Genomic DNA, 13,068 nt, shown 5'->3' on the forward strand with positions numbered 1-13,068 from the left:
GCTTATGAAGATTCATCAGAATCAGTCCGGGGGATAAAGCCATGATCCGGAACAGCGCCATATATACCGGCTGGGTGCGTCATCGTCGCTTCACCTTTGTGGACAACATGCTGCGCTATAACGTTTTTATGGTCATGATCGATCTCGACGAGATTGATCAGGTTATGGATCTTCACCCTCTGTGGAAATCAGGAAAAAAAGGGGCGGCTCTGGTTCGCTTCTGCCGTGAGGATTACTTTGCCGCAGAGCAAAAAATATCCGATCAGGCATCTGACCTTAAACGCCTTCTGGTCAATGCATTTTATCAGGAGTCTGGTGAGCGCGTAGAACGTATCAGCATGCTCACTAACCTGCGCACCTTCGGCTATCTGATTAATCCGGTCACTTTCTATTTTGGTTACCGGGCCGATGGCAGTCTTGCCGGAATCCTTGCTGAAATCACTAACACCCCCTGGGGAGAACGGTTTCATTACACATTAACAACGGCAACGACAGCAACAGATACGTCTTTACCCTATCAGCAGAAAGCCATTGCACCACTGCGTCAGCTGAGCAGCCATACAGCCACAGGATTCAATGGCTACGAATACCGCTTCAATAAAGATTTTCATGTATCGCCTTTTAATCCGATGTCAATGGAATACCGCTGGGTTATCCAAACTCCGGGAGAAGAGCTGCTGATTCATATGGACACTTTTAATAAGGCGAACCAGGGCGACAAAGACTTTGATGCCACGATGAAACTGACGAGACATGATTTTTCCACAGCCATGATGTCGTCTGTTCTGTGGAAATTTCCCTTCATGACACTCAGGGTTTTGACCGGAATTTACTGGAATGCACTTAAGCTGTGGATCCGGCGATCACCATTTTATGATCATCCGGGAACCACCTCACCTGACGATATTTTTAATAATAAATCTGAGGCCAGATCTGGCCAGGAGAAAACACGATGAAATCTCTGACGCTGAATCCGGAAAAGATGCACTGGCTGGATCGCTTATGCCGCAATGCACTGCTGCGCACACTTAATAACCTCCATACCGGTAGCATCCGCCTTAAGGAAGGTGACCAGCAGCACATTTTTGGTAATCCGGATGACAGCGGTTTCAGTGCTGTTATTGAAATTCTGGATTATGAGGCATACCGCAACATCGCCCTGAATGGCAGTGTTGGAGCCGGTGAGTCTTATATGACCGGAGACTGGATCAGCGATGACTTACCGATGCTGATCCGTATTCTGGCCCGTAATAAAGATGTGGTGGACAACATCGACAGTGGCCTTGCTAATTTCGGTAAGTTACTGCTGAAAGGCTTTCATTACCTCAATCGCAATACTGAAAAAGGGTCTCGCCGTAATATTGCTGCTCACTATGATCTTGGCAATGATATGTTTGAACTCTTCCTTGACCCTACCATGATGTACTCAAGCGGTATTTTTCCGTCAGAAAGTGCAAGCATGGAAGAAGCTTCCATTTATAAACTCGATCGTATCTGTCAGAAACTGCAGTTAACTGAAAATGACCATCTGATCGAAATCGGCACAGGCTGGGGCAGCATGGCAATTCATGCCGCCAAACACTACGGCTGCAAAGTAACCACTACCACCATTTCTGAAGAGCAGTATGCCTGGGCTGAACGGCGTGTACGCGAAGAAGGACTTGAGGATAAAATTACCCTGCTGAAAAAGGACTATCGTGCGCTTGAAGGCCAGTATGACAAACTGGTCTCAATTGAGATGATTGAAGCCGTTGGGCACCAGTTCCTGAATACCTATATAGAAACCTGCAGCCGCTTGCTGAAAGATGATGGCATCGCCCTGATTCAGGCGATCACCATTGACGACCAGCGTTATGAGCAGGCGAAGAATGAAGTCGACTTTATTAAACGCTATATTTTTCCGGGAAGCTTTATTCCCTGTGTCACAGCCATATCCCAGGCAGTCAGCCGCGCCAGTGATATGAAAATGATTCACATGGAAGATATCACTCCGCATTATGCCCGTACCCTGGATGCCTGGCGCAAACGCTTCCTCAGTAATCGTGAACAGATTATGAACCTTGGCTACGATGAAACCTTTATCCGGTTATGGGACTTCTACTTTGCCTACTGCGAAGGTGGCTTTGCCGAACGGGTAATCGGTGATGTCCAGTTGGTATTTGCCAAACCGCTGAACCGCCGTACGCCATTACTGGGAAAACTTAACTGATATGAACGCTCTGCAGAAACATATTTCAGCAGGGACAAAAACAGCACAGTTGATCAATATTATCGGTTTTCAACTGTGCTGGGCCGCCTGTGTTATTGGTGGAAATATTTGGGCTCTTCTTTGCGTTTTCCTGTTTATGTTGTGGCACTGGACACAGAGAAAACCAGGCGAATTAAAACTGATTATTCTCCTGACTCTGACAGGCACATTGTTTGACAGTATATTGATGCATCTGGGAGTTCTTTTATTTCCTTCGCACGGCGGGGTTGTTATTCCCTTGTGGCTGATTCTTCTGTGGTGTTCTTTCGCTGCGACACTTCGCCACTCGCTGGCCTGGCTACTGCAGAGGCCACTGCTAGCATCGGTGCTTGCTGCCATTTCGGCCCCATGGAGTTATTACGCAGGATCATTATTTGATGCCGTTTCCCTTACATATCCGGCATTACCTGTCATCGCTGTGGCCTGGGCTGTATTGCTGGGGTTTATATCCGTTAATAGCCGGGGGAAATAGTCCATGTTAGCAACCGTCATTAAATCGGTATTTTTATTTATAGCCGGGCCAGTGATCAGTGTTCATGCCAGTGAGGTGATTACCTACTCTGGCAAAGCCTATTCTATGGATGACTCCCGCACGTTACTTTACTGCGAAGAGCATCAGCTGAAGCTCCTTAATGATGAGCCATACAAACGGCAAGTCAGATACTTTGATAGCAATAACAATCTGATTGCCGAAAAAGAGAACAACTACTTCAGTAATCCTGCTGCACCTGAATTCAGCTTTCACGATAAGCGCCACAATTATTATGAGCAGGCCAGATATAACGATGACGGCAGTCTGACCCTGATTCTGAAAGAAGATAACGATAGTCAAAGCCAGAAAATACCGGTTAAAGATTTACAGAATAATCTGATCATCGATGCCGGATTTGACGAATTTGTAAGGCGTCACTGGCAGTCCCTGTTATCCGGCCAGACGGTCAGTTTCAGCTTTGCTTCTGTTGCGCGTCTGGACCTTATCAGTTTCCGCCTGAAAAAAATTGCTGATGATGACCAGAAACTGGTTCTCAGCATGCGTTTAGAATCACGTCTGCTGGCCTGGTTACTGGATCCTATAGAGCTGACCTACGACCGGAACAGCCGGAATCTCCTGCGTTATCGCGGCCTGAGTAACATAATGGATACTAATGGTGAAACATACAGTGCCGATATACGTTACGACTATTCGTCCGGCTGCCAGAGCTCCCCGTCATCTGCGACCGGCAGTTCCTGACGTCGCATATTATCTGCCTTCAGCATCCACAGACGTCATACTTGAATGTACAGGTTGAATACTTATGGTTCACTCTGTGTTCATATTTAGCTGCTAGAATCTGCGCTAATCTGATTATATCTGTGAGTTATCAACAGGGAACCCGTACGATGAAATCACCGATGAGCCTGGCCATCAGCCCTCTTTCGGCTGGCCGAAAAAAACTGCTGCTGTCTTTTATTCCTGCACTTATTCCGGCACTGGCCCTGAGCGTTCAGGTCAGTGCTGAAGAGACAGAATCTGTTGAGCTGGACACCGTGCAGATCAGTGGCCAGGAAGAAAAGCTGAGTGAAATTTCCACCGAAAAACTGCTGAAAATTCCCGGTTCCGGTAATGATCCGCTCCGGGCTATTGAAAGCCTGCCCGGTGTAACCTTTGCCGGCGGCAGAACATCCGCACCGGCCGTGCGTGGTTCATCACCGGATGATAACGCCTATATTATTGACTTTATTCCCGTTGGCTATATTTTTCATACCGATTCATCGAGTATTTTAAGCGATAACGTTGTTGAAGATTTTACGCTGGAAACCGCTGCATTTCCGCCCCAGTACAACAATGCAACCGGCGCCGTCATCGATGCCACATCACGCTCCCCCTATTATGACCGCAGCCAGTTTATTATTGATGCCAGCCTGCTGAAGGCCGGTATTTTTATCGAACAACCGCTCAGCGAAAATCAGAGTTTTTATATTGCTGCACGCCAGAGTCTGTTTCAGTACTACATCGAGAACTTTCTCGATGACGAAGACTTCGAGTTCACAACCGTACCGGAATATTACGATTATCAGGGAAAATATGAGTACCGCATCAGCGCTACGGAGACCCTGTCATTCCAGGCTATTGGTTCCCGCGACAAAGCCGGACTGGTCTTTGCTGAAGACTCCGACACACTGCTGCAGGACCCGGGCTTATCCGGCGGACTGGCTTTTGAAGCCTTCTTTAACAGTCAGGGGCTGGTCTGGGAAAAGCTGTATAACAGTGGTATGACCCATAAGATCGGCCTGTCGCAAATGGAGCAAAAACTTGGCTTCCGTATCGGTCCGGATAACAAAATTGATGTCAAAGTAAATGACTATAACCTGCGCAGCCAGTTCAGCTATCCGTTAAATTACCAGCATGAATTGCGCTGGGGTGTGGAATTAACGGAAAGCCAGATCAGCTATAAAGGCCGTTTTGAAGCTCCGCCCTGTGATGAATTTACGCCGGATTGCCGCATTGTTGATGGCACAGAAATATTGGAAGGCGATGGTAAGCCAACCATTTATCATTACGATGCGCACCTTGCCGACGTCTGGGATATTACCCCCGACTGGACCCTGACGCCGGGTATTGCATTGTCCTATGACGATTACACCGAACAGTATTTCACCGAGCCGCGTCTGCAAAGCCGCTGGCAATTCACTAATAACTGGTGGTTTACCAGCGCCTACGGCCGTCACCATATTCTGCCGGATAATTTTGGTGATTATGTAGCACCCTTCGGTAACCCGGATCTGAAACAACCAACCGCGACGCACTACGAATTGGGCATTGAAAATCAGCTGGCCAATGACATGCTATGGAAAGTCGAGGTTTATTATAAGGATCTGGACAATATTATTATCAGCCGTCCGGATAAGACTTATTACAGCGGTCTTACCGATGAAGAGTACGGCGACCTGCCCCTCTATACCAACGATGCCAGCGGTAAAGCCTGGGGGATGGAATTTTTCCTGAATAAAAACCTGACTGAACACTGGTATGGCTGGGTATCGGTAGCGTACTCACGCACCTTCCGTACCAATAATTTAACCGGAGATGACTTCAGTTATAACTACGACCAGCCGGTTATTATTAACAGTGTGGCGAATTACAAACTGAATAAAGACTGGCAGGTCGGCTTTAAATGGCGCTACCAGAGCGGCCAGCTGATTACGCCATTGGAAGATGCTGTTCAGGATGCTGATGATCCGGCCCTGTATAATCCGATTTACGGCAATCTGAATTCCGAACGTTTACCGGCCTATCACAAACTGGATGTACGCGCCGACCGCACCTATCGCTTCAGTGGCTGGGAGATGGATTTCTATGCTGAAATTCTTAACCTGTATGGACGCGACAATGTCACCGGCTACGAATACAAAGGCGCGGATTACAGCGAGAAAGAAGAAGTCACCGATTTACCGACCATTATCTCGTTCGGTATTAAAGCCAAAATCTGAGAACGACAACCAGAAAAGCCCATCAACCGATGGGCTTTTCCATATATTCATGGCTGCCAACACCGCCGAAAGCGGACTGAAAGCCCCCATGACGGATGACCCGCGGCTTAAAGCCCAAACGCAGATATAACGCCCGCGCCCGCGGATTATTATCGGCAACATCCAGAGCAACATGGGTCAGAGCCAGAGTCTGCGCCCGCAGAATCAGTTGCTGCACCAGCTGCTCACCAATACCACGACCACGCATCTGCGGTTTTACCCCTAACTGGTAAATTAAGCCCCGGTTGGCCTGTGGCGGACGGATTACCCGCTCAGTGCGCAGTCCGCGGTAAATAACACCCGGTATCTGGGCGGCAGCGTAAAAACTGCCGATATCCCGCAACGCTGCAAGCATGAAGCCTGCACTTTCAGGCTGGGTTCGTAATGCCCCAACGCCCACAACTTCGCCATCCAGAACGGCAGCCAGATGCTGCTGAAAACCAAACTCCGAACGGCCATTAATAAACGCCTGCTGCAGAAAATCCTGCGCTTCGCGCGCATGGCGACTACAGAATACATAGTCAAAAGCACCGGGACCGGAGCTGTAAATTAATGGCACAGCAGTGCTGACATCGTTGGCAACACAGGGACGGAAGCTCAGATCACGCATACCACAGCCTTTACTCTTATTATTCTGGTACCAAGGTACATTTTTCGATCAGGATCGTCCAGAGGGCTGTGATGCCGCTAAAGACAGTAAGATTTTAAGCCAATCATGTTTTATTTATAGCTATTGTTCCAAAAATACCTTTAAAATTCCTGAAAAGCCCCAATACTGAGTCCATTCGCAAGAGGAAATGTCCTATGTTGATTGGTAAGCGTGAAGAATTTGACCTGAACGAGATGGCTATTTTCGTTCATGTTGTAGAAGCCGGCAGCTTTACCGGAGCCGCCAAAAACCTCGGTTTGCCCAAGTCCACGGTCAGCCGCAAGATTACCCAGCTGGAAGAGCGCCTCGGTGTGCGACTGATTCAGCGTACCACCCGCAGTCTGCGCCTGACCGATACCGGCAACGCTTACTACAACCACTGTGCGCGTATTCTCAGCGAAATTGAAGAAGCCAATATCGCCGTTACCCAGATGCAGAGCACGCCAACGGGAACCCTGCGTATCACCGCACCGGTCCTGTTCGGCTCGACCGTATTGTCGAGCCTGGTGGCTGAATTTATGGAGCAGCACCCACAGGTAATGGTTGATCTGGTCTTATCTGATCAGCGTCTGGACCTGGTGCAGGAAGGGATCGACGTCGCATTCCGTATTGGCCAGCTGGAAGACTCCTCGCTGATTGGCCGCTATCTCGGTGATGTCCGCGCCATTCTGTGCGCAAGCCCGGAATACCTTGAGCGTCATGGCATGCCTGAACATCCTGAACAGCTGCATGAGCACCGCCTGCTGACCGGCTCACAATGGCTGCAGTGGCCAATGAGCGGCCCGCAGGAAGAACAATACACCGTGCAGGTTAAGCCAAGATTGCAGGTTAATGATTTTGCCAGCCTGTATGCCCTGACATTATCCGGAGCCGGCATTTCCCCGGTACCGATGCTGATTGCCGCGCCGGCCATCCGCGCCGGTAATCTGGTGCCTGTTCTCTGTGACTGGCCGTTTGAAGCCAGCCCGATTCATGCCCTGTACCCGAGCAACCGTCACCTGTCTGCCAAAGTACGCAGCTTCGTCGACTTTGTGATCGACAGCATTCGTCCGAATCCGCCCTGGGAAGTTGAACTGCTGGATAGTGCCTGCCCCAGAACAGACAAGGGTAAAAACATTACCGGGGATAAACCAGCCGTACACTGACGATTAGCGGCCAGCGCATGGCTCATGCCTTAAAGGCATATCATTGGTGAGTACAGGGGACTGAACCCGGTTCCCTCCCTTGCCGGAATCGACAAAATGCGGGCAGGTGCCGGAGTAATTAACTGTTTTTCGGCATCATATCCAGCAATGCCTGAACTTCCTGCGGATCAACGTGATCATCGGCAAACACCCGGTCAATTTTCTGCAGGAAAACTTTCAGCCCTTCATCAACCCGGATACCTTCATTAAATACGCGGTTGGTTTCAACGATCCCTGTTTCCATAATATTTTGCAGCGCTGATTCCTGACGCTCATCCATGCCCAGAAACTGCAGACTCTGCTCCACACCGTCAGCCATGTTTTCAACCACATCGGCAATATCCCGCATCACTCCCTGATAAGACACATCCACCGCCGACATCATGGAGCTCATCTGGCCACTGAGGCGCTTTACCAGCTGGCTCTCCAGAGCCAGCGATTGCAGGTTATCCAGCGCCTGAATCCGTGCATCACAGCCCTGCAGCAGCGAAAACACATTATCTTTAATGGCGCCGTATTTTTTCTCATCATCCACCGGCATATTTTTAACCAGCAACGATACGCCACCGTAATTCATAATCGAGCGGCGGCCGAAATCGACATAACGGCCCTTATCTTTGCATTCGCTCATCAGCACAGATTCCATATCCTTGGCCATGCCGTTGGCTTCCATATTCTTTACGCCATAGCGGCTGCGCATCTGCAGGCTGCAATTGATACCGTAACTCTGCAACGCCTGAAATAAGCGCATGCCCAGCTCATCAATATTGTTGCAGCGGTTTACGTCGAGCAGAAACTGAATATTCACCCCGAGATCGGAGGTATCGGACATCGCAATAAAGGCCATTTCGTTGGCCTGTTTCAGCTGCATTTTCAGCTGATCATTGGCAATTTTATTGAACAGTACCCGGTCAATACGGGCCTTCAGTTCGAACATCATGGACGGTGACAGATAATCATCACAACCGGCGTCATAAGCGTCTAATTTATGCTGCAGCGTTTCTTCGTGTCCCAGCACAACCACCGGCAGTTCGCTGTTATCTTTCAGCTCCCGGCAAATTCCGATGACATCATCATCAGCAATGCTGTTGCCATCAATCAGAATCAGCTTCAGGTCATGTTCCTGTGCCAGCTGCAATGTTTGTACGGGGCTGTCCGCCTGCAGTAAGTGGTACTTTTCATCCAGCAGATCTCCTAACTGCTCATCAGATGTTTTGCTGAGTACCACGGCCTTATATCGCGTTGTCATAGTAGATCCATCAAAGTCAGTCCTTCTCAATGTTTAGTTCACGAAGGCTTATCCTGCCAGCCATCAGGCTGATCTGAGGCAATATCAGGTACATAACAGGAGTGTTGACTGATAACCGGGCAGATACGGAATCAGCCTGCGGACATGGATCGGCATGTCCGGGCTGATCACCGGATAAAGACGGAAAGAAGATTCAGATAAGGCGTAATTCTTGCGCGCGATGAATGGCCTGAGTACGGCTCTTGGCGGCGAGCTTAACGTTAATTTTACGGGCGTGGGTTTTCACCGTATGCAGGGAAATAAACAGCTGATCGGCAATTTCCTGATTGGACAACCCCTGGGCAATCTTGCGCAGCACTTCCAGCTCACGCTCACTGAGGCCCGAGCTGATCTCCGGTGCTTCACTTTCCTGAGGCTGCGGCAGAGAATCACTGAGATTCGGTACCCAGCTGAATAGATCGAGGCCAATCCCTTCGCGCTGCAGCACGCGTCCGGACTGCAGAAAAATCTGCTGGCTTTCGGAGTGCTGATTCTGGGCACGCAGTGCTGCGCCACGCAGTAACTGCAGCAGCATGACACTCAGGTTGCTGTTGCGTAAGCGCAGCCAGCCATCAATTTCACTCAGACAGTCCGCAGACTTACCGGCCAGCAGATATAACCGCGCCTGAGTCGCAACGGCCAGTGCAGGCAGCATGGGGAACAGTTCCGGACGGGGCAGCTGCGCACAGCTCTGCCCCTGTAACAACTGTTCCAGACAATCCTGAGCCCGGCTGAGCTTGCCCTGCGAGATCCACACATTGGCTTTAACCGCCATCAGCCACTGATAGCTGTCGGCTTCCACCTGCCAGCGCTGCATCAGGCGTTCGGCACTGGCCAGGGCATTCAGTGCCGCCGCATAGTCACCGGCCGTGGTGTAACGCAACGCCATAATGGCGTAGCCATAACACACAGAAACATCATGCACCTGAGTGCTGGCGGCGATACCCTGCTGCAGGGTTTCATCCAGAAGGGCATCATCAGCGCCTCCCAGCCAACGCAAAACGCCGCGATACAGCAGCAGGCGGCCACGCGGCAGCAAGCCTCCGTGTTCGCTATAGTCACCCAGCAATGCAAGGCCGCGCTCAACAATTTCGCGGCTGTGAGCAATATGCCCCCGGTTCAGCTCAATACGGGCATAATCAAACAACGCCAGTGCTTCCATCGCCGGAGCATTATTCTGCCGCGCCAGATCCTGCGCCAGACGGTTCCAGATACGCGCACCATCGGCATCGTTCTGCGCCAGACGCAGCTGCGCCAGTGTTGAACTCATCAGAATGCGCAAGGTAAAACGTGCCGACGGCAGATTTTCCAGTGCCTGCTTACACAAAGGTTCGGCCTGATTCAGCAGCCCTTTCAGACGCGCCAGATAGCCCTGCAACGCCGCCTCTTCGAAATCCGCCAGACACTGGCGCTGCAGCAGGCGATTAATCATCGCTTCCGCTTTTTCGCGCTGATGGGTCAGCAGCCACGACCAGGCAGCAATGGCCATCAGACGCGGTGATGAATACAGCAGCTCGTCACCCAGTAACTCAAACCAGGACAGCAGACCGGCGATATCCAGATTCCCCAGGATCGCCTCGGACTCACGCTCTACCCAGCCCTGAACCTCACGACTGAGACCCGCCGCACGGGCATGATGTAATGCGGTTACCGGCTGACGCTGTTCACTCAGCCAGTTATAAGCCAGATGATGCAGACGGCTGCGCTCCTGCTGCGGCAACTGCCGCGCCAGCAGCTCAGCCATCACCGGATGCATGCGGAACCAGCCGGGGCGGTTCAGCTGTGGCTCAATAAACAGATTCAGCCGCAGCGCCTGCTGCAGTGGCTGGTGATATTCCGCCGAGCCGGTGCAGTGCTGCAGCAGCTCTTCATTAAAACTGCCCAGCACCGCCGCCTGCTGCACAAATTGCTGCAGATCGGCCGGTAAACGATGCAATGTTTCACCCAGCAGATAATCACTCAGTTCCTGCTGCGCCAACTGGACTGCCGGCTCCAGCGGCCGCCCGGCAGCGCGGTAACAGGCCAGCCATATCGCCAGACCAGCGGGCCAGCCGGCCAGTCGCTGAATCAGCTGCTGCACCTGCTGCGGACTGATATCCACACCATGCAGTAACAACAGTTGCTGAGTCTCATCATCACTGAAAGAAAGCTCACTGATACCAAGCCAGCCCAGCGCCGGGTTCAGCCGTAAACGGCCAAGATGATTAGGGATATAACGCGAAGCCAGCACCATACTGACGCCAGCAGGCAGCTGTTCAACAATCAGGTTCAGCACCTGCCAGCTGTCGCTGTCCTGCAGACTGTGAACATCGTCAAAGCACAACAGCAGCGGGCGTTCGAAGCTGGCCAGCTCCTGCAACCAGAGCAGAAGCACCTGTTCGACATCAACGTGCCCGCGGCGGCCGGTCTCATACCAATGCGCTAATGCATCGGTAGCGACGCCGGGCAACTGGCGTTCAGCGGCTTCAAGAAAATGGCGCAGGAAAAAAGCATCAGGGGTATCACGGCTGTCGAGGGTCAGCCAGATCACAGAGGTACCATCGCGCTCAGCCTGCCGTGCGGCATCGGCCAGCAAAGCTGTCTTACCGTAACCGGCGGGCGCATTAACCCAGACAACCCGGGTTTGCTTCAGGGCATTAAGCAGAAGTGGCGCACGATCAAGGGCATGGACGGAAGCTTCCGGGCGGCGGCACTTAAGGGCGACCCAGGCTGCGACGGCTTTCTGATCGAGGGATTCCAGCCAGGGCGACTGTGAGCTGTCGGGCTTTGCTGTAAACACCATGAAAACTGTCTGACTCGGCTAACGGATCAAAAACCGCCGTCACAGGCTGATTGCGGCGACATAGCGGCGGCTAAGTTAAGCAGCATATTACACGAAGTGGCGCATCTGTACTCATCAGCGATGGCGATGACCATTCTTTACGGATCAGCAGCAGGTCCGCCGCTCAGAACCCGCGTTTACGGCTGAACCAGATCCAGGCTCCGGATAATGCCAGAAACAGCAGAATCAGTGCGGCAGCATCAACCACCCAGACACCCCAGCTGCCAAACCAGCGACCGGAATGCAGATCGAGCAACACCCGCTGCCAGCTGATGGATTCATTACGGGCCACTGCCAGTTGTAGCGGTAAAACCTGCAGGGGTTCAGCATTTGCAGCAGGTGCCGCAGCCGCCGTCAGCTGATAGCTGAGCAGGTCCAGTGCAAACCAGTTCTGGCCAATCTGCAGCAGATAGGCATCGCCCTGCCAGACCACCGCCGTGACCGGCTCTTCACTGAACAGCGAGGGTTCAAGCACTTCCAGCAGCTGATGATTGTTATCCAGCAACAGCCACTGGCTGCTGCAATCGACAAACTGTGAATCATCGCCGCGTGCATAGCCCTGTAACTGGCGACACCCGGTTAACACCTGCTGATCGAGGCGTAACTGGCCATCGGCGCTCCACAACCAGTGAGCGTCTACGGCAAAGCCCTGTGGGCGACTGAGCGCATGCTGGTAAGGCGTAAGAATCAGTGAGTTCTGAGGATAAAGACGATCGAGGCCGGTGGCAGCAATATGATTCAGCAACAGCCCGGTCAGGGTGACCAGAATAACAATCAGCGCCGCCAGCAGGCCGGCACGGCGATGCCATTTGTGCAGCCAGAATCGGAGTTGGCGTCTAGTGGAGGTTTTCATCCGGCGTGGCTGTCCAGCGATCGAGAAGGAGCGCGAGTTTAGCAACTTTCTCCATGCTGCGCACCGAGTAGGTGGCGCCGGAAATACCGTCGATATTGCCACTCAGCTCACCATTATCGGTTAACTGCAGTCTGGCAAACTGGGCGGTAAAGGCCGGCAAACGGATCTCATCGCCGCGGATTTCGCGGAACACCATAACGTCAATCCGCTCGATCACACCCTTGTGGGTCAGCACCGCAAAGGTGATGGGTTTTTCTTTGCCGATTTCACTCAGCACCCATAAATTGTGGCCGTTATGCGTCCAGTATTTAACCCGCGCCTGGCGCAGGTCGTAACGGATATGCTCACGGGCCAGATCTTTCTGCTCAGTGGTGAGCCACAGTGTGCGCGCTTCCTGCCCTGCCGGAAACCAGTCGCTCAGCAACTGTGGCAGGGTCAGATAAGTGCCTTTACCCAGCGCAACAGCGCTGGACAGCAGCAATATCAGAGGCAGAACAACGCGCACAGACCGCATA

At 51.9% G+C, this 13,068-nt stretch carries 11 protein-coding genes; 6 read left to right on the forward strand and 5 right to left on the reverse strand.

All coding sequences use genetic code 11. The features are described from left to right. The first annotated feature begins 41 nt into the window (after positions 1–41). From HUF19_RS14080 to HUF19_RS14100, 5 genes are all read left to right on the forward strand, one after another. Positions 42–956 carry a DUF1365 domain-containing protein gene (locus HUF19_RS14080; RefSeq protein ID WP_260997209.1) on the forward strand — a complete coding sequence of 305 codons (915 nt, stop codon included), beginning with the start codon at positions 42–44 and terminating at the stop codon, positions 954–956. Next, complete coding sequence (locus tag HUF19_RS14085) at positions 953–2,209, forward strand: SAM-dependent methyltransferase (protein WP_260997210.1); 1,257 nt, start codon at positions 953–955, stop codon at positions 2,207–2,209. The genes HUF19_RS14080 and HUF19_RS14085 overlap by 4 nt, the downstream gene beginning before the upstream one ends. A gap of 1 nt (position 2,210) precedes the next feature. Then, a complete protein-coding gene (locus HUF19_RS14090) occupies positions 2,211–2,720 on the forward strand; it encodes a DUF2878 domain-containing protein (RefSeq protein WP_260997211.1) in 510 nt (169 codons plus the stop codon). A gap of 3 nt (positions 2,721–2,723) precedes the next feature. Further along, the gene (locus HUF19_RS14095) at positions 2,724–3,479 is read left to right on the forward strand and encodes a hypothetical protein (RefSeq protein ID WP_260997212.1); all 756 of its coding nucleotides are present in this window, start codon (positions 2,724–2,726) and stop codon (positions 3,477–3,479) included. Between the two features lie 149 nt (positions 3,480–3,628). Beyond that, positions 3,629–5,719 (forward strand): TonB-dependent receptor plug domain-containing protein, encoded by a 2,091-nt coding sequence (locus HUF19_RS14100; RefSeq protein WP_260997213.1) that lies wholly within the window; start codon positions 3,629–3,631, stop codon positions 5,717–5,719. 22 nt (positions 5,720–5,741) lie between these two features. Here HUF19_RS14100 and HUF19_RS14105 read toward each other — a convergent pair whose 3' ends face one another. Beyond that, positions 5,742–6,368, reverse strand: coding sequence for a GNAT family N-acetyltransferase (locus tag HUF19_RS14105; RefSeq protein ID WP_260997214.1), 627 nt, complete (start codon positions 6,366–6,368; stop codon positions 5,742–5,744). Positions 6,369–6,562: 194 nt separating this feature from the next. Here HUF19_RS14105 and HUF19_RS14110 point away from each other — a divergent pair, with 194 nt between their 5' ends. Beyond that, positions 6,563–7,552: a LysR family transcriptional regulator gene (locus HUF19_RS14110; RefSeq protein WP_260997215.1), complete on the forward strand. Its 990-nt coding sequence runs from the start codon at positions 6,563–6,565 to the stop codon at positions 7,550–7,552. A gap of 118 nt (positions 7,553–7,670) precedes the next feature. On the opposite strand, the gene HUF19_RS14115 is transcribed toward HUF19_RS14110, so the two are convergent. The 4 genes from HUF19_RS14115 to HUF19_RS14135 all read right to left on the reverse strand — a co-directional run bounded on the left by HUF19_RS14115 (position 7,671) and on the right by HUF19_RS14135 (position 13,067). Then, positions 7,671–8,840, reverse strand: coding sequence for a response regulator (locus HUF19_RS14115; RefSeq protein ID WP_260997216.1), 1,170 nt, complete (start codon positions 8,838–8,840; stop codon positions 7,671–7,673). Between the two features lie 193 nt (positions 8,841–9,033). Beyond that, positions 9,034–11,661 (reverse strand): LuxR C-terminal-related transcriptional regulator, encoded by a 2,628-nt coding sequence (locus HUF19_RS18375; protein WP_270049426.1) that lies wholly within the window; start codon positions 11,659–11,661, stop codon positions 9,034–9,036. A gap of 163 nt (positions 11,662–11,824) precedes the next feature. Continuing rightward, on the reverse strand, positions 11,825–12,553 hold the full coding sequence (locus HUF19_RS14130; RefSeq protein ID WP_260997217.1) for a PepSY domain-containing protein: 729 nt from the start codon (positions 12,551–12,553) through the stop codon (positions 11,825–11,827). Beyond that, on the reverse strand, positions 12,537–13,067 hold the full coding sequence (locus tag HUF19_RS14135; RefSeq protein WP_260997218.1) for an FMN-binding protein: 531 nt from the start codon (positions 13,065–13,067) through the stop codon (positions 12,537–12,539). Before HUF19_RS14135 ends, HUF19_RS14130 begins: the two co-directional genes overlap by 17 nt. Position 13,068: the final 1 nt, after the last annotated feature.

The organism is Thalassolituus hydrocarboniclasticus, from assembly GCF_025345565.1.
GTDB lineage: Bacteria > Pseudomonadota > Gammaproteobacteria > Pseudomonadales > Oceanobacteraceae > Venatoribacter > Venatoribacter hydrocarboniclasticus.

What these genes read in the sequence shown, in the direction of transcription:
- HUF19_RS18375 (WP_270049426.1), bottom strand. Translation starts at nt 11,661, where the DNA reads ATGGTGTTTACAGCAAAGCCCGACAGCTCACAGTCGCCCTGGCTGGAA.
- HUF19_RS14115 (WP_260997216.1), bottom strand. Translation starts at nt 8,840, where the DNA reads ATGACAACGCGATATAAGGCCGTGGTACTCAGCAAAACATCTGATGAG.
- HUF19_RS14095 (WP_260997212.1), top strand. Translation starts at nt 2,724, where the DNA reads ATGTTAGCAACCGTCATTAAATCGGTATTTTTATTTATAGCCGGGCCA.
- HUF19_RS14080 (WP_260997209.1), top strand. Translation starts at nt 42, where the DNA reads ATGATCCGGAACAGCGCCATATATACCGGCTGGGTGCGTCATCGTCGC.
- HUF19_RS14100 (WP_260997213.1), top strand. Translation starts at nt 3,629, where the DNA reads ATGAAATCACCGATGAGCCTGGCCATCAGCCCTCTTTCGGCTGGCCGA.
- HUF19_RS14090 (WP_260997211.1), top strand. Translation starts at nt 2,211, where the DNA reads ATGAACGCTCTGCAGAAACATATTTCAGCAGGGACAAAAACAGCACAG.
- HUF19_RS14085 (WP_260997210.1), top strand. Translation starts at nt 953, where the DNA reads ATGAAATCTCTGACGCTGAATCCGGAAAAGATGCACTGGCTGGATCGC.
- HUF19_RS14105 (WP_260997214.1), bottom strand. Translation starts at nt 6,368, where the DNA reads ATGCGTGATCTGAGCTTCCGTCCCTGTGTTGCCAACGATGTCAGCACT.
- HUF19_RS14110 (WP_260997215.1), top strand. Translation starts at nt 6,563, where the DNA reads ATGTTGATTGGTAAGCGTGAAGAATTTGACCTGAACGAGATGGCTATT.
- HUF19_RS14130 (WP_260997217.1), bottom strand. Translation starts at nt 12,553, where the DNA reads ATGAAAACCTCCACTAGACGCCAACTCCGATTCTGGCTGCACAAATGG.
- HUF19_RS14135 (WP_260997218.1), bottom strand. Translation starts at nt 13,067, where the DNA reads ATGCGGTCTGTGCGCGTTGTTCTGCCTCTGATATTGCTGCTGTCCAGC.